This is a genomic window from Pseudomonas sp. Sample_16 (genome assembly GCF_004307665.1).
GTDB lineage: Bacteria > Pseudomonadota > Gammaproteobacteria > Pseudomonadales > Pseudomonadaceae > Aquipseudomonas.
This window is the reverse complement of record NZ_RCOB01000070.1, coordinates 149,489-168,185: the sequence shown is the minus strand read 5'-3', so window position 1 is coordinate 168,185 and position 18,697 is coordinate 149,489. Positions and strand designations below refer to the sequence as shown.

General features: G+C 61.2%; 23 protein-coding genes. 20 read left to right on the top strand and 3 right to left on the bottom strand.

What is annotated here, in order from left to right; translation table 11 throughout:
- Both D8U69_RS29595 and D8U69_RS29470 read right to left on the bottom strand, forming a co-directional pair.
- Positions 1-290: hypothetical protein (locus tag D8U69_RS29595; protein WP_130931660.1), on the bottom strand; the 290-nt coding region annotated here is incomplete at its 3' end.
- Positions 291-997: 707 nt separating this feature from the next.
- Positions 998-1,291, bottom strand: a complete 294-nt coding sequence (locus tag D8U69_RS29470; protein ID WP_177434562.1) for a hypothetical protein — start codon at positions 1,289-1,291, stop codon at positions 998-1,000.
- Positions 1,292-1,428: 137 nt separating this feature from the next.
- Between D8U69_RS29470 and D8U69_RS11120 the strand changes: the two genes are divergently transcribed.
- From D8U69_RS11120 to D8U69_RS11085, 8 genes are all read left to right on the top strand, one after another.
- Positions 1,429-1,632 carry an AlpA family transcriptional regulator gene (locus D8U69_RS11120; RefSeq protein WP_130905530.1) on the top strand — a complete coding sequence of 68 codons (204 nt, stop codon included), beginning with the start codon at positions 1,429-1,431 and terminating at the stop codon, positions 1,630-1,632.
- Between the two features lie 4 nt (positions 1,633-1,636).
- Positions 1,637-2,551: a ParA family protein gene (locus D8U69_RS11115; protein ID WP_130907298.1), complete on the top strand. Its 915-nt coding sequence runs from the start codon at positions 1,637-1,639 to the stop codon at positions 2,549-2,551.
- Positions 2,529-4,067, top strand: coding sequence for a ParB family protein (locus D8U69_RS11110; protein WP_130907297.1), 1,539 nt, complete (start codon positions 2,529-2,531; stop codon positions 4,065-4,067). Before D8U69_RS11115 ends, D8U69_RS11110 begins: the two co-directional genes overlap by 23 nt.
- 16 nt (positions 4,068-4,083) lie before the next feature.
- Positions 4,084-4,635 carry a DUF2857 domain-containing protein gene (locus D8U69_RS11105; RefSeq protein ID WP_130905533.1) on the top strand — a complete coding sequence of 184 codons (552 nt, stop codon included), beginning with the start codon at positions 4,084-4,086 and terminating at the stop codon, positions 4,633-4,635.
- Positions 4,629-5,834 (top strand): STY4528 family pathogenicity island replication protein, encoded by a 1,206-nt coding sequence (locus tag D8U69_RS11100; protein WP_130905534.1) that lies wholly within the window; start codon positions 4,629-4,631, stop codon positions 5,832-5,834. The genes D8U69_RS11105 and D8U69_RS11100 overlap by 7 nt, the downstream gene beginning before the upstream one ends.
- A gap of 150 nt (positions 5,835-5,984) precedes the next feature.
- Positions 5,985-6,740 carry a PFL_4669 family integrating conjugative element protein gene (locus D8U69_RS11095; protein WP_130905535.1) on the top strand — a complete coding sequence of 252 codons (756 nt, stop codon included), beginning with the start codon at positions 5,985-5,987 and terminating at the stop codon, positions 6,738-6,740.
- Positions 6,737-7,237 (top strand): DUF3158 family protein, encoded by a 501-nt coding sequence (locus D8U69_RS11090; RefSeq protein WP_130905536.1) that lies wholly within the window; start codon positions 6,737-6,739, stop codon positions 7,235-7,237. The genes D8U69_RS11095 and D8U69_RS11090 overlap by 4 nt, the downstream gene beginning before the upstream one ends.
- A gap of 5 nt (positions 7,238-7,242) precedes the next feature.
- Positions 7,243-7,671: a single-stranded DNA-binding protein gene (locus D8U69_RS11085; RefSeq protein WP_130905537.1), complete on the top strand. Its 429-nt coding sequence runs from the start codon at positions 7,243-7,245 to the stop codon at positions 7,669-7,671.
- Between the two features lie 92 nt (positions 7,672-7,763).
- On the opposite strand, the gene D8U69_RS11080 is transcribed toward D8U69_RS11085, so the two are convergent.
- On the bottom strand, positions 7,764-7,991 hold the full coding sequence (locus tag D8U69_RS11080) for a hypothetical protein (protein WP_130905538.1): 228 nt from the start codon (positions 7,989-7,991) through the stop codon (positions 7,764-7,766).
- 141 nt (positions 7,992-8,132) lie between these two features.
- Here D8U69_RS11080 and D8U69_RS11075 point away from each other — a divergent pair, with 141 nt between their 5' ends.
- The 12 genes from D8U69_RS11075 (at position 8,133) to traD (ending at position 18,677) form a co-directional block, all read left to right on the top strand.
- Positions 8,133-8,477, top strand: coding sequence for a helix-turn-helix transcriptional regulator (locus tag D8U69_RS11075; RefSeq protein WP_130905539.1), 345 nt, complete (start codon positions 8,133-8,135; stop codon positions 8,475-8,477).
- Between the two features lie 104 nt (positions 8,478-8,581).
- Entirely contained in the window at positions 8,582-10,558 is a 1,977-nt protein-coding gene (locus D8U69_RS11070; protein WP_130907296.1) for a DNA topoisomerase III, read from the top strand.
- Between the two features lie 757 nt (positions 10,559-11,315).
- Positions 11,316-11,843: an STY4534 family ICE replication protein gene (locus D8U69_RS11065; protein WP_130905541.1), complete on the top strand. Its 528-nt coding sequence runs from the start codon at positions 11,316-11,318 to the stop codon at positions 11,841-11,843.
- A 67-nt stretch (positions 11,844-11,910) separates the two neighbouring features.
- The gene (locus tag D8U69_RS11060; RefSeq protein ID WP_130905542.1) at positions 11,911-12,168 is read left to right on the top strand and encodes a hypothetical protein; all 258 of its coding nucleotides are present in this window, start codon (positions 11,911-11,913) and stop codon (positions 12,166-12,168) included.
- A 65-nt stretch (positions 12,169-12,233) separates the two neighbouring features.
- Positions 12,234-12,728 (top strand): JAB domain-containing protein, encoded by a 495-nt coding sequence (locus tag D8U69_RS11055; RefSeq protein ID WP_130905543.1) that lies wholly within the window; start codon positions 12,234-12,236, stop codon positions 12,726-12,728.
- 67 nt (positions 12,729-12,795) lie between these two features.
- Entirely contained in the window at positions 12,796-13,509 is a 714-nt protein-coding gene (locus tag D8U69_RS11050) for a hypothetical protein (protein WP_130905544.1), read from the top strand.
- A 130-nt stretch (positions 13,510-13,639) separates the two neighbouring features.
- Positions 13,640-14,149 carry a PilL N-terminal domain-containing protein gene (locus D8U69_RS11045; RefSeq protein ID WP_130905545.1) on the top strand — a complete coding sequence of 170 codons (510 nt, stop codon included), beginning with the start codon at positions 13,640-13,642 and terminating at the stop codon, positions 14,147-14,149.
- The gene (locus D8U69_RS11040) at positions 14,146-14,817 is read left to right on the top strand and encodes a hypothetical protein (RefSeq protein ID WP_130905546.1); all 672 of its coding nucleotides are present in this window, start codon (positions 14,146-14,148) and stop codon (positions 14,815-14,817) included. The genes D8U69_RS11045 and D8U69_RS11040 overlap by 4 nt, the downstream gene beginning before the upstream one ends.
- 10 nt (positions 14,818-14,827) lie before the next feature.
- Complete coding sequence (locus tag D8U69_RS11035; protein WP_130905547.1) at positions 14,828-15,547, top strand: TIGR03759 family integrating conjugative element protein; 720 nt, start codon at positions 14,828-14,830, stop codon at positions 15,545-15,547.
- Positions 15,529-16,083, top strand: coding sequence for a transglycosylase (locus D8U69_RS11030; protein WP_130905548.1), 555 nt, complete (start codon positions 15,529-15,531; stop codon positions 16,081-16,083). Before D8U69_RS11035 ends, D8U69_RS11030 begins: the two co-directional genes overlap by 19 nt.
- Positions 16,080-16,541 carry an integrating conjugative element protein gene (locus D8U69_RS11025; RefSeq protein ID WP_130905549.1) on the top strand — a complete coding sequence of 154 codons (462 nt, stop codon included), beginning with the start codon at positions 16,080-16,082 and terminating at the stop codon, positions 16,539-16,541. Before D8U69_RS11030 ends, D8U69_RS11025 begins: the two co-directional genes overlap by 4 nt.
- 9 nt (positions 16,542-16,550) lie before the next feature.
- Entirely contained in the window at positions 16,551-18,677 is a 2,127-nt protein-coding gene (traD, locus tag D8U69_RS11020) for a type IV conjugative transfer system coupling protein TraD (protein WP_130905550.1), read from the top strand.
- The last annotated feature ends 20 nt before the right edge of the window (positions 18,678-18,697 follow it).

The following is an 18,697-nucleotide window of genomic DNA, read 5'->3' as shown; positions in this document are numbered from 1 at the left end:
GTATTGACCTTATCATTCATGGCGAATGCAACATTACCGGGCTGCCGACAGCTTCCATGATTTATAAAAGAGTAAATTCGCAAGGGCAGCGTCGTGCCAGCAGGCACTCCACTGATGTAAAAATCAAAGTCAGTTTGATTTCCCATGCCAGTCAACGTGGTTGTACCAATTTGGCCGGGGTTTTTCTGGGTCGCCATCAAATTAACAGTTACTGATTGTTTTGATATACCTGTACATCCAAGTAGCGTTACAGCAAAAATAAATATTGCACATGTAGTACCGAGCCTCATGGACGCCTCCAATGCTAGAAAAATGGTGCGGTGAAATATAGGGTATAGCCTAATATTCCTACAGCGCCTAGGAAAATGCCCATTACAATACAGTTTTTTGTTGTATCAACGCCATGCACATCAATGCAGAGAGCTCCTATTTATCGGAATCTGCTTCGAACTATTTGCAGATGACACTGTCACCTTCTTTGGATCCAAAAATTATTTTGGACTCTGGTTCGCTAGACAGTGGCCTAGAATGAAGCCCCCGCCAGCGATTTTACGACAAATTCAGCAGGAGGCTGTTTGTCATGGTCTCGATCAGAAGCTCTTACCACCCTATCGATGCCGCGATTCTTTGGAGCGACCTTACCGACCACCAAGGCGAAATTTTGTAGGTAGATCTCTCTCACCCCGGTAGTCTCCTCAAGCATTTCCCGCAATGGCCCTTTCTCCACGCCTACGCCGAACGTATATACGATGCCATCGTCTGTCGCGAGTTACCCGCAACCTACCTTGGACGTCCAATTACCTCGAACGACAAGGCTGAACGTATCTATTGGTCCATCCGCCATTCTGATCTGCGAGTTTGGTTTGCGCGCAACTATCCGGAAGAAAAGCCAGCGTTCCTATTTTCACAAGATGTCGACCACTCCGAATGCGTCAGTCTGACTGCACACCTGGCCCTACAAGCGGAGCGTGATGCCGACCTTCGCGAGATAAATAAACTACGCCAAACGTACTCGGCAGTCGCCGAAGCGGCGGCCCCCGCCTTCAACCAGAAAGAATTGTCCGTCCAGCGCGGTGCATTTGAGGTGCCCTCTGAAGCGTCCGCTTTGGTGCACTACATGATCATTGGTGCCTTGTTGACGGTCATGCTGGGCAAATCCAGAAGCGGCCAGCTGCGATCGATTTACAAAAACCAGGCGGCCGTTGTCGACGCCATTACTGAGCAGTTCCCCGGTACTCCTGGCCTGAGCAAACGCACCCTTGATCGGAAATTTGCACAAGCTCGCCGTCATTTGGCCCAATCCCTACAGTCCTAAGGTTGAATTGCCAGGCAATGGATGCCATTGCCTGGCAATGATTTCTCTCCTCTGCCGGCCTTCACTAACTGTCACATCCCATCACGTGCCAGCCGGCGCTAAGGAGTGACACCGTGCAACCTATCAGCCCAGCCGATCGCCACATCATGCGTCGTGATGAGGTCGAACAAAAAACCGGATTCAAACGCTCGCATATCTACAACCTGATGAAGGCCGGACTGTTCCCGCAATGCCGGCGTATCGGCACGCGTGCCGTCGGTTGGGACTCACTGGAGATAGAGCAGTGGGTTCAGGATCGCCTGTCGACGGGAGCCTAGCGTCATGAAAGTCCTTTCGTTGATCTCGACCAAGGGCGGCGCGGGCAAGACCACCATCGCCGCCAATCTCGGTGGGTTACTCGCCGACTCAGGCTTGCGCGTGCTGCTGCTGGACCTGGACAGTCAACCGACGCTGTCCAGTTACTATGCCTTGTGCGAACCCCGAGACGCCGGCAGCTACGAACTCATTTCGCAAGGGCTCACTGCTCCCGAACAGGTGATCACCGCCACCGTAATTCAACACCTTGAATTGATCGTGTCCAACGACCGCGCCGGGCATATAAGCACCCTCCTGATGCAAGCGGCTGATGGCCGCTTGCGACTGCGCAATCTGCTGCCGGCCTTCCAGGGTCGTTACGATGTGCTCATCGTTGATACCCAAGGCGCACGTAACGTGGTGGTGGAGATGGCTTTCCTCGCCTCTGATTGCGCTCTGTGCCCAGTCCCGCCGGAAATGCTTGCCGCGCGCGAGTTGCGTCGCGGCACGCTCGGACTGTTTGAGGAACTGGAGCCGTACCGATACCTGGGGGTGGCGTTGCCGTCGGTGAAACTATTGCTCAATCAGGTCAACGCCAATCGCCGCGACACCCGCTTTATCATCGAGAGTCTACAAGATTCGTTCAAGGCCGATCCTCATGTCAGCCTCTGCGCCACAGTAATTCCCGATCGAGTGGCCTATCTCAATGCGGCCTCACTGGGGCTGCCCGTACATCGCGTCGACTTCACCCCACCACCCGGCAGCCATAGCCGTTGCGCAGCGGAGGTCATGCGTGCGCTGGCTCTCGAGTTGTTTCCGGAGTGGACCGATCAACTGAGCGCCCCGATAGGGAGCGTGCCTAACCCAACGTCAGCTGCCGGCAGTCGGCTTATCCAATCGCGACTGATCGGAGGATGTGATGAAGCCGCCGACCTCCGATGAAATCACACGTAAATTGCAGCAAACCCATTTCCCGCAGAAGCAGGGGCGCGAACTGATGGCGGATCCCGCAGGCGATACGCCGATGCTTGTCACTCTCGAGCAACTGCGCCCCTACGAGTTCAATCCACGCGTCATCCGCAACCCGCTGTATGACGAACTCAAGGCCTCGATCCGCGAGCGCGGTTTGGACCAGCCCCCCTCCATCACGCGTCGTCCGAATGAGCAGCACTTCATCATCCGCAATGGCGGCAATACTCGATTGAGTATCCTCAGTGAACTCTGGCAGGAAACCCGCGAAGAGCATTTCTTTCGTATCCATTGCCTGTTCCGTCCCTGGCAATCCGAGTCACATGCCTTGCTCGGGCACCTGGCCGAAAGCGATTTGCATGGCCAGCTAACGTTCATCGAGCGAGCCCTCGCAGTGGTGAAACTCAAGGACATGTTTCAGGAGCCTGGTGTACCCCTGAGCCAACGCGAGCTCTCCGCGCGCTTGAGCCAAAGTGGCTACCCTGTCTCGCAATCGCACATCAGTCGCATGTTCGATGCGCTCGAACATCTGCTCCCGGCCATCCCGCAGGTCCTTTATGCAGGTCTCGGCAAGCCCGTCATTGAGCGGCTCATCACCCTGCGGCGCCGAGCGGAGTCGACCTGGAATCAGTATTTCGGTGATGCCCAGCAATTCACACTGCTGTGGCTAGAAGTGTTGTCGACATTCGAAGGGGAAAAACCCGAACTGGATTCGACTGAGCTGCAGGACGAACTGATCGCCAAAATGGCGGTGATCCTGAAGCAGACGCCCCGCCTACTGGCTTTGGAAATGCACCAGGAGCAGCGTGTGTCGCCTGCTCAATCAAGTAACGCTCACTCTCTGCCTCAACGCTTGCAGGACGATCCTCCACCTCCGTCGCCGGAAATCGTATCCACACCCAAAACGCCCATCAGGTCGGCTAATTCCGAGCAACCGCGAACTGGCGGCGCCGCTTCGACGGCGAATGAGCCCCGCCTCTCCCACATTCGCCAGTCGCTGAATGACGACCAGACTGCTGTGAAGCAGCAGGTTGGAATCGATGGCGTTCAGTCACCATTGAACCCGCTTACTCCACGCATCACGTCACGGCATGACATCGAGGGTTTGCGAGAGGTTTGCGCCGCGCTGGCGGCCGATCTGGCCCAATATGCCGACGCTAGTGCAATGGTCAGGCCCCAAGCTGACGGCCTCGGCTTTACGCTGTCATTGGAGTACGACGAGCTGCTCAGCCCGCGATACACCGGCATTCAGCTTTTGCTCTCGGCCCTGCTGCGTTTGCAAGATGACGTGGCCTGGGAACAACGTCAGCAGTTGCCGGCCGCGCTGTTTGGTCAGCTGCTGATCGGAACTTATGACCTGCCATTTGCCGAACGCCCCTCTCTGACCGTGGGCCTTGAGCGACTCCCCGACGCCCAACTGGAGCAACTGTTCGAGCTGATCCGCCACGCCCGGCAGCTGATCGATATGACGCTGTCACCCACTTTTTAACGTGAGGAACTGCCTCATGGCCACCACTTTCAATCTGTTGAACCATGCCATGTTGAACCAGGTGTTGCATGAGCTGCGCCACGGGCGCCTGCAGCGGTGCAAAGCCTTGGGGCTGGCCGATGAAGACATCGAGGTCCTGCAGTCGCTGCCACCGACCACCTTGTCCCACCTGGCGCACTCGTCCATCGCCTGGGTGGAGGTCAAGGTCGATACGGCTGTACTGCGACGTCTCATCACCCAAGCCGAACGGGACGAACAAAACGCGCGGCTGATCAATCGGGCACTCAAGTTGGGTGCAAGCTCGAGCATCATGTACCGCTGCTTTGGCCTGGACCATTCGGAAACCGCGCTGCGTCGTCGCGTGCTGAAAATCGAGACCCATCGCGGTCGCCCGGTTCAGCTCAGCGAAGCGCAAGAGCACGCCGTGTGGAACCGCTGGAGCCAACTGCGCAAAGACGATCCCGACAACGATCCGTTGGACGCGATGATGATGCTGGCGGAGGAGCAACACATCAGCCTGACCCTGATCTGGCAACAGATCGAACTGTACGGAGGTACGCCATGCTGAACTTCTATCAGGTCGACTGGCAGGATGTGGTGCGCCAGTGTTACGACGCGCTCCGGCGTCGTATGGAGTGGCAGGCGACACAGGCCCAGATAGAGGCCCCCGCAGCGGAAGCGCCGCTACGGACCATCTACTATGGCGACAATGATCCCTTGCCCCAAGCGTTGCTGCTGGATCGCCGGCTGACGCCGCTGGAGCGCAATACTTGGCAGGTGTTGCGCTGGCTGATCACCGAACGCCAGGTAAAAACACCTCGCTACCAGGACCTACAACCCTACTTGGCCACCAGCCCCTGCGGCACGCAGGCATCACGTGAGACCATTGCCCGTGCGCTTAATGTACTCCGGACCACACGCTGGCTCAGCCTGGTAGATCGCTCCCGCGATGCCCAGGGCTGTTTGCGCGGTTGCGTATACGTGCTGCACGGCGACCCGTTGACACCCGCCGAACAGCTGGAACTCGATGACGGTTACGCGGCGCTGCTCCAGCAGAACCTCACCCACGCCGCCAAAGGTGTGCGCGATGTGGCGCAGCATGTGATTGGGGAAATTCACGCAGACCCGCACGTGGCGACGGTCGATAAGGAAAAACTCACCTCACCTGCTTTGCCGGCTCAACAGCAATCGCTACCCCTAACCAGCGAGGCTGCGGATAATTCCGAACGCGGAAAAAGCCACCACGTTCGGAACATAGTTTCCTCGGCAGCTGATTCCGAATCCTGCGACAACACACCGATTTCGACTGTGATTCGGAATGCCGACGCCGGCCGTACAGTACGGAAAGACCAAAGCAAAAAAAGTACGGTACTGCCGCAGGTGGCGTTCGGCCGCGCTCAATGGCCAGAGGACCTACCGCTGAGCCCAACCGAGCGGCGTATGGCCACCCAGGCGATGCGCCCGCTCGAACCCGAACAGCAACAAGCCGTGATCAACGAAGCGGCGGTGCGCTGCGCTCGCGGCGAGATCCGCAAACCGGTCGCCTACCTGATGGGTTTGATCAAGCGTGCACGCCAAGGCGAATTTATCTTGTGGGCGGCTCGGTCCGAGACAACGACGCCTGTGACCACATCCCCACGCGAGCCAAAGGCGGAATCGCCCTGCGAGCGACCGCGGCGCAACGGCGAGCGCAAAGCCTCGCCACTGACCTTGGCGTGCCTGGAAGAGTTGAAGCAACGCTGTCGCGGCATAGGCGCCGCGTCTTAGGTTTGGTCGCCAGTGGAATCAATGCCGGTGCCATCAAATCCAGGGTGTTCCACTACCTGAAAATGCGAGCACTCCACCTTCGCGTTGATCCGCGCCGGACCTCACAGAACAGCCCATCGTCTGCGTCATTCCGACGGCGAGGTACCTGCGATGGTCGATCACTACCAGCTCAACCTGGGCTCTCTGCGCAGCAGCATCACCCTCACCTTGCATACCCATCATGCCGCGCGGCTGTGGCAGGGCCGCATGGCCCGCGAAGGGGTGCATCCCATCATGGGCATGGCCGGCTACATCAGCGTCACCAACTTGCTCAAGCATGCGAGTAGCCAGGACGACCCATACGCCGACTGGTTCATGCTCCAGCTGGAAGACAAGCTGCTGCAGGCCAAGGCGGAAATGCTCACATTGACCAGCCAGCTGAGCCGGGTGGAGCGCGACCTGCCCACCCAGGTCGATGTCGGCGACAACCTCAACATCCATCCCGTAACTTTGCCGCTGTTCATCGGCAGCCAGCTCGGCTTTCTCGCGGTCTACCTGCTGACCGACTACGACACCTTGGTGCGCCGCGTACTGCTCGCCCATCACACCGCCTTGATCGGCCGCAGCGACATGGAGATCTGGATCGATCGTGGCGCGCATCTGCTGCGCAGCCTGTTCGGTCTGGCGCAGCGATACCGCCTGGCCGGGGTCAGCCGGGATGACATGGCCGCCAACAACGCCCGCGCCCGCGAAGCCATCGACAAGTTCGGCACGCCGCCGCAAAACATTCTCGAGGGCAGCCACCGCTCCCAGTTCGCTCCACCGATCACGCGCGGATCCACGGCGTCGATTCGCGAGGAACCGGATCAGGTAGAGGCAGAGGTTCAGCCCGCGCAGAACGTTCCGTCCGAAGGCGGTGTAGCATGACCTTGGCCGAAGCGATCGCCCGGCGTTTGTCAGCGGATGCCTATCGCGAGTTCGAACAAGGTGCCTCCCTAAAAGGCCTTTTAAAGCCTTTTAAGGGTAAGGGGGAACTGCAGCAGTTCGCCGAGACGAACCTGCGCCTGCGAACTCGGGTCGCGGGACTGATGGGGGGGATGCTGACCATCATGGCGCAACCTCCCTTCTCGTTGCTGGACCTGCGACTGGTCGTCCAGCGCAGCGCCTCCGGAACTGACTTCCTGCGCTGGCGCAGTCCGGACTTCCAGCGCATGGGGGTACAGGTGTGGCAACACGCGATGGCACTTCCGCATCTGGCCCCTTCGCTACGGGAGGCGCTGTACCAGTTAGAGATCAACCGCGTCATTCTAAACCTGCAGATGAGTAGCCTGCAGTCGCTGTATCGCCAGGCCGAAACCGGCGTCGCCAAGCTGCAGGCCGCCGAGACCCTCTTCGATCTTTCCCGTTCCCCCACCGAGGAGTAGCAAGCATGAGCACGTTCTTTGTTGGCGAAGGCAACATCGGCAGCACCCCGGAGTTTCAGGAGTTCAACAGCCCCCCGGATGAACCGCGGCGCCTGTTGCGGCTGAATGTCTATTTCGACAATCCGGTACCGCGCGAAGGCGGCTATGAGGACCGCGGCGGCTACTGGGCCCCTGTCGAGCTCTGGCACCGCGACGCCGAGCACTGGAGCACCCTGTACCAGAAAGGCATGCGCATCCTGGTCGAGGGCCGGACGGTCAAGGATGAATGGGAGGACAGCGAGGACAACGCGCGAGTGACGTTCAAGGTGGAGGCGCGGCGCATCGGCATCTTGCCCCACCGGTTGGCCTCGGTGTCCATGCGCGAAAAGGCCAATGAAAGCAACGGCTCCGTGCGCAAGGGGGCTAGCAAGAAGAACCCACGCAAGACCAACTGAGCGGGTGGTCTCAGAGAAATCACGGCCTGCAGCGCGATACCCCTTAGGACTCGCTGCCCGTTCGGCGCGCAACGCTGGATACTGCAGGTCGTTCAATTCCGCCAAGTCTCTCCCGGCTGATCAGCATCCAGCAGCTGCGTGACCTCAGACAGGTACTGGTCCAGTGCAAGGAATGCCCGCCAGTGCGCCTGGCTCTCCTGAACCCATGCGATCAACCTGGCGCGCGCCTTCAAATTGTCCGGCTCCAGGTGAGTTGCAATGAACAACTCGTAGGCCTTGATCGCTAACGCGTCTGCCTCACGCTCGTTAGATCCGTCCAAGTCGTAACCTCCGTATTGACGGGCGGGTTATTGCACTCAGTTTAGGTGATACGCCCCATAGGGTTGCTAGTCAACCTTATGGGGCGTTCATATATTTGGGTTGCTGGTCAACCATATGGGTCGAATTGGAGAGCGCCCCCGTTGCCAGTTAAAGAGCCTAGCCCACAACACATTGGTCGCCAGTTGGCGAAGTATCGCCGCGCCCGTGGTTTGACCCAGGAGCAAGTTGGTGAGCGCCTGGAGATCGGCGCCGAAGCAGTATCGCGCTTCGAACGTGGCGTGGTCGAACTGACCGTCAACAAGCTGCTGCAACTGGCCGACATGTACGGTTGCCCCGCCGATGAGCTGCTGCTCGCCATCAGTCCTCGCCCCCAGGACCAGGGTCAGCGGATTGCATCGCTGATCAAGGAACTGGGCGAAGCTGATAAAAAGTTTGCTTTGGAGTTTCTGCAAATGCTGGCCACTCACCTCGCGCAAAGGAAATAACTTTCCACCGCCACGACCGAAATGATCTCGGCGTATTCGGGTTTTCGCTGGTGCTCTCACGCCACACCCCCACCCTGTCGGTACCTCACCGAGAGGGCCCACATATGCGCCTGTTTATTTGCGAAAAACCATCTCAAGCCCGCGACATCGCCCGCGTGCTGCAGGCCAACCGGCGAGGCGACGGCTACTTGCAGGGCCCGGTGGTCACCGTCACCTGGTGCGTGGGCCATCTGCTGGAAACAGCGCCCCCGGAGGCTTATGGTAATTACAAACGATGGTCGCTGGAGGACCTGCCGATCATCCCCACCCGCTGGCAGTCGGTGGTCAAACCCAAGGTCGCCAGCCAACTGAAGGTGATCGAGCAGCTGCTGCGCTCCTGCTCCGAGGTGGTCATCGCCACGGACGCCGACCGTGAAGGCGAGATGATCGCCCGAGAGATCCTTGAGCGCTGTCAGTACCAAGGACCAATCCTGCGCCTATGGCTCTCCGCGCTCGACGATGCCTCGATTCGCCGGGCATTGGCCACGCTGCGTCCAGGTGAGCAGACCTTGCCGCTGTACCATTGCGCGCTGGCCCGCTCACGTGCGGACTGGCTGGTGGGCATCAACCTGAGCCGGCTGTTTACTCTGCTCGGGTGCCGCGCCGGCTTCGACGGCCTGCTGCCGGTGGGGCGCGTGCAGACGCCGACACTGCGTCTGGTGGTCCAGCGTGATCGGGCGATAGCGAGTTTTGTGCCGCAACCGTTCTGGACCGTCGATGCTCAGTTGGAGGCCGATGGAGTAGTCTTTCAGGCGCGCTGGCAGCCACCGACCGCCGCATGCGACGAAGCCGGTCGCTGCGTTCACGAAGCAATCGCACAGAGCGCAGCGCGGCGCTTGAGCCAGCACGGGACTGCCCAGATCCGCAGCATCGAGGTCGAGCGGGTGTGCGAAGGTCCGCCGCTGCCGTTGGACCTGGGCACGCTGCAGGAGATCGGCTCTGCTAAGCTTGGCCTTGGTGCCCAGGAGACCTTGGCGGTGGCCCAAGCTCTGTATGAGACCCACAAGGCAACGACCTACCCACGCACCGACTGCGGCTACCTGCCGGAAAGCATGCTGGATGAGGTACCGCGTGTACTTCACGCCTTGGCAGCGGCCGCTCCTTCACTCGGACAATGGCTGAAAGTGGCTGACCCCCGCCGACGCTCCCGAGCCTGGAACAACAGCAAGATCACCGCCCACCACGGCATCATCCCCACCGCTGTGACGTTTGACCTAGCGCAGCTCTCTGAGCGCGAGCGAGCAGTCTACGCGCTGATTCGCGCCCGTTATCTCGCCCAATTTCTACCCGACCATGAGTACCTGAAAACCCTGGCGGTATTGCACAGTTACGACGATCAGTTGCTGGCGCGCGGCAAGCAAATCCTAACCCGCGGCTGGAAAGCGGTGATCGACGAGGCCGACGGTACCGAACCCATCGAGCCAACCCAACGTTTGCCCACACTGTGCGAGTCGGCTGCGGTGGCATTGACCGACACCACGGTCAATGCGCAGCGCACGCAGCCCCCCAAGCCCTACACGGAAGGCACACTGGTCAAAGCCATGAAAAACATCGCCAACCAGGTGGATGACTCACGACTCAAACAGAATCTCAAGGACCGCTGCGGTCTCGGGACCGAGGCCACGCGAGCGGCGATCATCCAGGGCCTGATCGATCACGGGTACCTGACCAAGAAAAAACGCAGCCTGGTCGCCTCAGCGGCAGCGCACACCTTGATCGAGGCCGTGCCCCCAGAGGTCGCCGACCCGGTGCTGACCGCACTCTGGGAGCAGGCGCTGGAGCGTATAGAGACGGGTCAGCTGAGCGTCGAAACCTTTCTCGCCAAACAGGCGCAATGGCTGATCTGGCTGGTGCGTGGCCACGTCTCGCTCACCTTTCAACCACCAACGACCAAAGGCCCGCTGTGCCCCGTGTGCCGCAGCGCCATGCGCCAGCGCAAAGGCCGCACCGGCAGCTTCTGGTCGTGCACTCGCTACCCGGAGTGCAAGGGCACCAAGCCGGTCGCCAAACCCAAGCGCACCAAGCCGCCAGGTCCTTCGTGAGCGGGCATACGTGACTTGACGGCGCGCCACCGCGCTGGTGTAGTGAGCTGGCTCTCGCCGTGTGGCGACCCCAGACCGATTCGCTCCGGGCAGCTCGGTCAGACTCGTAGAGTTCGGAGCCGCATTTCACTTCTTCTTCGGATTTCTCCCCAGCGTTCCTGGTCCCCAAGGTGGATGACCCGTGCGGCTTGTGTCAGGTCTCAGGGGTCATCCGCTTCGGCGACGATGCTCAGCACCGGTGCCCGCCGGCGTAACACTGGGCACCTTTTGTGCGCGGATGCGTGCCAGTTGATTCCGACCCAGGCCACGACAAGGGTCGGTTGATCCAGGTGGATCGACAGCGGAGGTTTTGCGATGGACTTCGGTGTCACGTTACCGGGTCGAGGGTGGTCTAGTTTTTCCTAGCCTGATGACCGTCGGGCTATTTTTTCGTCACCCTAAATCCACTGAGTGCCACCCACTTCCACCTGCCCAAACCATCCCCAATCCACTGTTGACGGGCCGTTGGCGCCGTTTTATAGATGACCTGCACACCGCTGTCGCTGACAGCACCCAGGTAGCCGGAACCTTTAAGGCTACGCCCGTTTCGGGTGGTTCTCCCCCAGTGCGATCAGCGCTCGGCAGCTCGCACGGTCACCGACCTGTCGGTGATGAGCGCCCTTCTACCGATCACGCTTTCTTTGCACCTCCCCTTGCGGAACTCACCAGCCGCCAGGGCCGGTGGATGTCCGCGTTTCTGCTGAAAAGGAGATCCACCATGACGACTGCAAGCAACAATGCTCCCACCACCTACTTCAACCTGCACACCCAAGGCATTGGTTACCTGAACCGCGTTCGCGAAGTCCCTGTACGTCGCGGGCAACCATTCATGGCCTGTGATATTGCCGCCTTGCACGGTGCCTCGGACGACGTCGAGTACACCCGCTTTGATTGCAAGGTCGCCGGCGGTGAAGCCGAACGGCTGATCCGTGAACACTTGGATGACGTCCGTGCTGAACGCAAGGTCCTCATCGCGTTTCGCATTGGCGACCTTTGGGTCGACCCCTTCCTGTACGAAAAAGGCGAGCGCCAGGGCCAACCCGGTGCCAGCCTGAAAGGCCGGTTGATCTTCATCGAGTGGATCAAGGTCGACGGCCAGTTCAGCTACAGAGCACCCGTTCGTACCGACTCCAGCGCTGCTACCGACTCTGCAGCGGAATCGGACGACGCAGACACTGTCGCCGAACAGCGCCTACCCGACCCTGCCCCCTCGCGTAAATCCACCGCCGCACGTCAATCTGCCTGAGGCAAATTGCCCGCCATCAACAGGCGCTCTCACGAGCGCCTGTTGTCCACTCACGTCGGAGGCCGTCATGGAAAGCTTCTGGCTCTGCGAGGACTGCCTGCAGGCTGTTGCGTACGACGATTTCAGCGCGCTGTCACTGTATTACAACGAGGCTGAAGTGGAGCAACGCATCGCACACCTGCGCACTGAACTGCAGGCCCTGATGCCACTGAGCGCCGATTTCGATCCGCAGACCGGCGCCGGTATTGAGTCCTTTTCCACCCGAGCGTGCGAGAGCTGCCACAGCCCGCTACACGGTGCGCGTCATCGCTTCACACGTCTGTGAATCCAACACTTCACCTGCCTGGGGCACTCCCCAGGGGGCGCTCCATCTCCCACGAGGAATTGCCCATGAACACTGCCCTGAACCTGGTCGGCACGCTCGAGCCGGCATTGACCCAACGCGCCCATGAGGATGCGCTGATCACCCAAGCTCTGCAGTTGCTGGATCAACGCTACTTCCAGCGCGGCGAAGTGCTGTTGACTCCCTCCGACGCCGCTGCCTACCTGAAACTGCGGCTCGCCCCTTACCAACATGAGGTGTTCGCACTGCTTTGCCTGGACTCACGCCATCGCGTGTTGAGCTTTGACGAACTGTTCACCGGCAGCATCGACGGCGCCTCCGTGTATCCACGCGAGGTCGTCATCAAGGCGCTGGAGCACAACGCTGCCGCCGTGATCTTCAGTCACAACCACCCTTCCGGTTGCCCGGAACCGAGCTCCGCCGACCGGGTGCTCACCCGGCGCCTGACCGAGGCCCTGGCACTGGTTGAGGTACGCGTCCTGGACCACATCATCGTCGGCGAAGGCACCCCGCTTTCGCTCGCCGAACATGGCTGGATCTAACAGTCCCTTCCCTGTCCAAAAGGCCACCGTCAGTTTGAGGTGGCCTCTGCGCCTCTGGAGAACGATCATGCACTCTTCATTTCGCAACCCTTTCCTTCGCGGCTTCCACGATCTGAGCTATGAACACGTTGTCCAGATCAATAATGCCGGTGATAGTCCACCCTGCTACCGCCCTCTGCACCCGGCGCAACTCCAACTGCCCATTGAGGCCATCAATTTCCGGCCATGCCTGTTCGATGACAATTACGCGCTCATCACCGACGGCCAAAGCGTGCCCAATTTTGTCCGGATGCGCTGCCCGGCCGACGGCCTGGTGTGCAGTGTGGTCTACCAGATCATCGGCCATCACCGTGGAAGCCCGCTGCACCTCGGCGACCTCCCCAGCGAGGAGGCAGCCCGCACCCTGATCGAGTTGTTGTCCTTTTCCACGGGGCACGACAGCCGCAGCTGGGAGATCAGCTCTGCCCACCTGCCAACGACAGAATTCGAGTACCTGCAAAAGCGCGCTTGGCAGCAGTCACCGGCGGGCTTCTTCGAGTGCTTCGAACTGCGCAACAGCCATGCTGTGGGATGTAAGCTGTATTCGACACCCTGGCGCATGGAGACCGAAGGATGCAGCAGCTGTAGCGCCGGCGAAGTCAGTGCATGCATGCGCGACGACCATGTCCCACCCGTGTTGTTGCAGCTGTTGCTGCTGGCAGGTTTCGCCGACACCCGTTTGCTGATCTTTGACCCCGACGCAGCGCCACTCCCGGAGCTGTCTCTATTCACTGAAGACTGACCCAAGGCGCCCCACTGGGCGCCTTTATCATGGATGCTTCGCGGTAATCCGGGCGACCAGATTCGTTTTTTCAGTAGGGCGCGTCCCGCATTTTCGCCAAGGTGTCGGCAACTTCTGTCGAGACCCGGTCATGCACGCTCCCACACTCTCCACCCTCGGACTGATGATCACGCTGGCCGGCTGCAGCACGCCGCCACCGGTGCCGACAACGGCAGTTCCCGCAGCAGCGCCGGCTTCAGTGCAGAAGCAGAAACCCACGCTACCCGCCTGGGTCCGTCAGGATCGCTACACCCTGACCAGTATTCAGCCCCCCCTGGACCAGCGCCAGCCGCTGTATCAACTGATCAACGTGCAGATTGCCCCGGCTCTGCACGCGAATGTGGGTGAAGCACTGCGTCACGTGCTGCAACGCTCGGGCTACTCACTCTGCCCCAACAGTGCAGCGGTGGATCGGTTGTTCAGCCGCCCCCTGCCCGCCGTGCACCAACAACTCGGACCGATTTGGCTGCTGGACGCTTTGACCATCATCGGCGGCCCGGCCTGGAGGCTCAACATTGATCCGGTCGACCGGACCGTCTGCTACACCCTCCGCTCGCCACGGCCCAAACCGCCACTCTCGACACTGGAGATCGCGCCATGAAGGTCCACCGCTTTCAGGCCCTAGTGATCGGCGGCCTATGCCTGGGCATCGCCGTGCTTGCTGCCGAAACGTACAACCAACACCAGCATTTGGCCGAACTCCAAGCCGCAGCCCGCAATGCCCCCGCCGACCCGGCGCCCGCCTTGCGGCGAGACGTCGATGCGCTCGGCAACACCCTCGCGACACTGCAACCGCAGGTGGCGGCGCTGGGCGACGCGCAACGTCAGCACGCGTCGGCGCAGACGACGCTCAGCCAGCAGTTAGATGCGATGGCGGTGTCGCTCCAGGCCGTTCAAGCGGCACCGAGTGGTCCGAACCGCGCCGACTTCACCGCACTGGAGCAACGGTTGGGCAAGGCAGAGGCTGCGGTCGAGAAGCTCTCGTCCCGACCCGCGTTGCCAGCGGCTGGCAACGCGCAGCCGGCGGCCTCCACCGACCAGAAAGCCCAGGCCAACGCCCCGGCACCGCCGTTGACCCTACTGGGCATCCAGACCCGAGGAGAGGCCAGATTCGTTGCAGCCCTGCCCGCCGGTAGCCACTCGTTGTCGACCGTGCACCTGCTGCAGCCCGGCGACAGCCTCAATGGTTGGCAGCTGCGTGCGATCCGCAAGGATCAGGTCGTGTTCCATATCCCTGGCCATGGTGATCGCACATTGCCCCTGCCGTAAAGAGGTGTTTATGGTTCGGCTCTCCGCCCTCTCTCTGTTACTAGTCCCCACCTGCCTGCTGGCAGGTCCGAGATGGATCGCACCAAACATGGTTGGCTCAGACCAGCAGTACAGCGAGCAGGCACCGCTAGATCGGCAGCCTTCGGGCGCGACCCCGGCAAAAGTTTGGGGGCTAACCGATGGCGAATGGGCCACATTCGAACGCCTGCAGACCGGACCCCGCCACTACTGGTCGCCGCAGCTCGACCCCCTCACCACCCTGGGCGTCGAGGCCGAATCTGAACACGAGCGACAGCGCTATGCCGAACTGCAGGTTCGCCTCGAAGCCAAACGTGCAGAGCGCGAGCTGGCTTACCAGAAAGCCTACACCGCCGCTTGGGCACGACTGTTTCCGGGGATGCTGCCAGTGCAGGGTCTCACCGACGAGTCAGCAACGCCAACCACCACCCGCTATACCCTGTTCGTGGAAGAACCCTGTCCGGCCTGCATAACCAGTACCCAGCAGTGGCTCCTTGCCGGCGTCCGCCTGGACGTGTATTTGGTGGGCAGCCAGGGTGACGATGCGAGTCTGCGGCACTGGGCGCGTGGCGCCGGCATTACCCCAGCCCAGGTCAGCAGCGGCCAGGTCACCCTCAACCACGACCGCGGCCGGTGGTTTGCCTTGGGTGCCACCCGCCCCTTGCCGGCGCGCTTTCAGCAGGTGGACGGAAAATGGCAGCGCATCGACTGATCCTTGCGCTGGCCTTGACCGGCGTGACCATCGTCCAGGCGGAATCTCTGCCTCCGCCCGCGTACCAATTGGCCGCCGCGCGGGCCGACATCCCCGTCTCGGTGCTCTTCGCTATCGCCTTACAGGAGAGCGGCATCCCGCTACGCGGCCACCTCATACCCTGGCCCTGGACCTTGAATGTAGCTGGCACATCGCGCCGTTTTGCCAGTCGCAAGGAGGCCTGTGCCGCGCTCCAGCTAGAGCTCACCCGTCAAGATCCCAAACGCATCGATGTCGGGCTAGGACAGACCAATCTTGGATATCACCCTGACCGCTACCCCAGCGCGTGCGATGCCCTTGATCCGCGGGCGAATCTGGCCGTCACCGCCGAACTGCTGCGCGAACATTATGCCGACACAGGTGACTGGATCGTGGCGGCCGGCCGTTACCACCGGCCGGCCGGCGGCGCGCACGCGGCGCGCTACCGCATACAATTCAGTCGACACTGGCAACGCATCCAAGCGATCACGCCCCTTCGTCGAGGGGCACAGCCATGAGTCTTTCGCGCCTAGCGGCGCTGGCCATCTGTCAGTGGCTGTCCGTCGCCGCGTTCGATGCCCCCGCCAATCCCCAGCCCCATGCAGCCTTCGAGTCGCCCGCCCTCGATCAGGCCCCAGACCCACACGCACTGAACTGGGTGCTGCCGGTGCACAGCGCGCGCCTCACTCCAGGCACCGTGGTGCGTAGAGCGTTGAACCTGCCAGGCCTGCTCCCGCTGTTCCTGATCGGGCAGGACTCCGTTTCCCTGGAGTGGTTGTCCAAGCATGCGCAAGCCCTGAAGGCTCTAAACGCCAGCGGTCTGGCGGTCGAGGTCGTAAACGCCCAGGCCTTGCGTCGCATCCAGGCGGCAGCCCCCAAGTTGAACATCTGGCCGGTAAGTGGCGACGACATCGCCGAACGCCTGGAGCTGGAGCACTACCCGGTGCTCATCACGCCCACCGGCCTGGAACAGTGAGGGATCATCATGGGCGACCATACGATGGAGTCACTGCTACGCCCCGCGGTGGAACTGTACACCGTGGGCCTCTGCGCGGGTGCTGGTGCCCTGTGCTTGCACTCACCCTGGGCGGTGGCACTGTCGCCTGAGGTCGGTACGGGCATGGCCCTGGCCTACATCGCATTCGGCATCAAGCGGCTCAACGAGGCCCGGATTGTCCTGCGCTATCGGCGCAACATTCGTCGCCTGCCGCGCTACACGCTGACCAGCCGCCAGATTCCGGTAAGCCGAAAGCACCTGTTCATGGGCCGTGGCTTTCGCTGGACCCGCCTGCATACCCAACGTCTGCTCGAGGCTCAGGACCCGGCGCTGGCCCGCTATGTCAACCAATCGGCCGCCTACCAATGGGCGCGCAGGATGGAGCATCGGCTGGAGAAGGCCCCATCTGCGTTTTCGCTGTTGCCCCGCCTGACCGCTTGGAACAGTCCGCTCAACCCGGTACGCCCGCTACCTCCGATGGGGGGATCACCGCTGCTGCACGGCGTCGAGCCGAGTGAGCAGGAAGCCACCTTGCCGCTGGGCGAACGCGTAGGGCACACCCTGGTGCTGGGCACTACGCGCGTCGGCAAAACGCGCCTGGCCGAGGTCTACATCACCCAGGACATCCACCGTCCAACTCAGGAAGTGGTGATTGTCTTCGACCCCAAGGGCGACGCCGACCTGCTCAAGCGCATGTACGTGGAGGCACGGCGTGCCGGTCGCGAGCACGAATTCTACGTTTTTCACCTGGGTTGGCCGGAGATCTCCGCACGCTACAACGCAATTGGCCGGTTCGGCCGCATCTCCGAAGTCGCCACCCGGATCGCCGGGCAACTGAGCGGCGAAGGCAACTCCGCGGCGTTTCGTGAGTTCGCCTGGCGCTTCGTGAACATCATTGCCCGGGCGCTGATCGAACTGGGCCGACGCCCGGACTACCTGCAGATCCAGCGGCACGTAGTGAACATTGATGCGCTGTTCATCGAGTACGCCCAACACTTTTTCGCCCACCACGACGCGCAGGCTTGGGAAGCGATCGTGCAGATCGAGGGCCGTCTCAATGAGAAGAATGTGCCACGACACATGATCGGCCGTGAAAAGCGAGTGGTCGCCATCGAGCAGTACCTGGCGGCCAAACGCATCTTCGACCCGGTGATGGACGGCCTGCGTTCGGCCGTGCGCTATGACCGCACCTATTTCGATAAAATCGTGGCCTCGCTGCTGCCATTGCTGGAAAAGCTCACCAGCGGCAAGACGGCCCAACTGTTGGCCCCCAACTATACTGACCTGGACGATCCCCGGCCGATCTTCGACTGGCTACAAATCATCCGCAAGCGCGGCATCGTCTACGTCGGCCTAGATGCCCTGTCCGATGCCGAAGTCGCCGCCGCCGTCGGTAACTCGATGTTTGCCGACTTGGTCTCCGTCGCCGGGCATATCTACAAGCACGGCATCGACCATGGCCTGCCGGGCTCCTCCAGCGCGGTGGACAAGGTGCCGGTCAACCTGCACGCCGACGAGTTCAACGAACTGATGGGCGATGAGTTCATCCCACTGATCAACAAGGGCGGCGGTGCGGGTATCCAGGTGACTGCCTACACCCAGACTTTGAGTGACATCGAGGCGCGCATTGGCAGCCGGGCCAAAGCCGGCCAGGTCATCGGCAACTTCAACACCCTGCAGATGCTCCGTGTTCGGGAAACCGCGACGGCGGAACTGCTGACCAATCAATTGCCCAAGGTCAACGTGCAGACCCGCACTCTGGTCTCAGGGGCGACGGACACCGCGGATCCCGATGCCCGTACGGACTTCACCTCCTCCTCCCAGGACCGCGTCACCACCACCGCCGTGCCGCTGATCGAACCGGCGCACATCATCGCCCTGCCGAAAGGCCAGATGTTCTCGTTCCAAGAAGGCGGGCAGCTGTGGAAAGTGCGTATGCCACTGCCGATGCCGGCCAGCGACGATGCGATGCCGGCGGATCTGCAGACCCTGGCCGCACGCATGCGCGACTCATACAACGCCAATGCGGGTAACTGGTGGTCCAGCGCGGGAGGAGCACCGACCGTCGACTTCGATCCAGAGATGCCACCGCCTGGGCGTAGACGCGCCTCGTAAATACCTCGCAAGCAACCGAA